Origin of the sequence: Mycolicibacterium hodleri (assembly GCF_025822245.1) — a bacterium.
GTDB classification, from domain to species: Bacteria; Actinomycetota; Actinomycetes; order Mycobacteriales; family Mycobacteriaceae; genus Mycobacterium; species Mycobacterium hodleri.
Genome location: NZ_JACKTL010000037.1, coordinates 1 through 982, shown reverse-complemented (window position 1 = coordinate 982; position 982 = coordinate 1). Strand labels below are relative to the sequence as shown.

Annotated in this window: 2 protein-coding genes; both read right to left on the bottom strand. The window is 61.1% G+C overall.

Features of this window, described 5'->3' with window-relative positions; translation table 11 throughout:
- The coding region (locus H7J06_RS16815; RefSeq protein ID WP_308205799.1) for an aromatic-ring-hydroxylating dioxygenase subunit beta at positions 1-285 on the bottom strand (285 nt) is incomplete at its 3' end.
- The coding region (locus tag H7J06_RS16810; protein ID WP_275079528.1) for an SRPBCC family protein at positions 282-982 on the bottom strand (701 nt) is incomplete at its 5' end. The genes H7J06_RS16815 and H7J06_RS16810, both read right to left, overlap by 4 nt.

Sequence of the window (982 nt, the reverse complement as noted above, 5' to 3'; positions counted from 1 at the left end):
CAACTGCTCCACCCGCGAAGTGACCGTCTCCTTCCCCTCGTCGAACCAGCAGATGTCGCTACCTTGCTGAGTCTGTTCCAGCTGCGCGAGGTCGTCGTAGGCGACGTTCGTCCGCAGTGGAACGGAGTACTCGTAGTCCTCGGTGAGCAGACCGAGCCATTCGGAGTAACGTCGTTCGTCGAGCAGGTCGGCTTCCCGATAAAGAAAGTCGGCGATTTCGGCCTGTAGCAGCAACTTTTCTACCGCGTCCTGCCTCGTGGAAATTTCGTCGCCCGTTGCACTCACGACCGTGCGGCTCTCTCGTCGTCTTTGGCGAGTTCGGTGAGTTGAGGCCACGAGAGGTTGTCCACGAACTCGGCCCATCGCCGGTAAAAGGCGCGAGCATTCACCTCACCGGCGATGGGCTGGTGGGAATGCACCGCCTGGTCGAGCGCACTGGGAGTTTCCTTGCCGAGACCCTGCTGATAGTTGTAGGGGTAGCGCCGGGCTATCACGCCCTGGCTGGCCTGCGTCGCGTAATTCCAGTTCTCCATATCGTCTTGCTCCGTCATCCCTCCAGGACCCGAGTAGCGCATGTAATAGCGGCGCAGCCAGTCACGTACATCATCGGGTGCGTTCTTGTCGATGAGGTACCACCGCCACACTTCGGTTTCGGTGGGGCTGATCGGGTGTGAGACCAGGATCGTCCGCGGAAAACCGGCGGAGAACGACATATTGGGGAACATCGTCGCTGGGCCACGTCCGCCGAGCAGTCTGCCCTGCGCCTGCAGTCGCTCCTTGCGGACCGCCCAGGCCTGGGAGAAGTACTCACTCAAGGCCGGTTCTTCGGCGAACTCAGGATAGGGAATCTCATACGCCAGATTGTCCGACGCGCCATGGCCCGTCCGAAACGACGTCTTCACACGGCCCTTCGAAAAACCACCCTGATCCTGTCGTTCACCGTGACGCCGGGAGTTTCTGCCGCCCGGGCCGATACCCACCT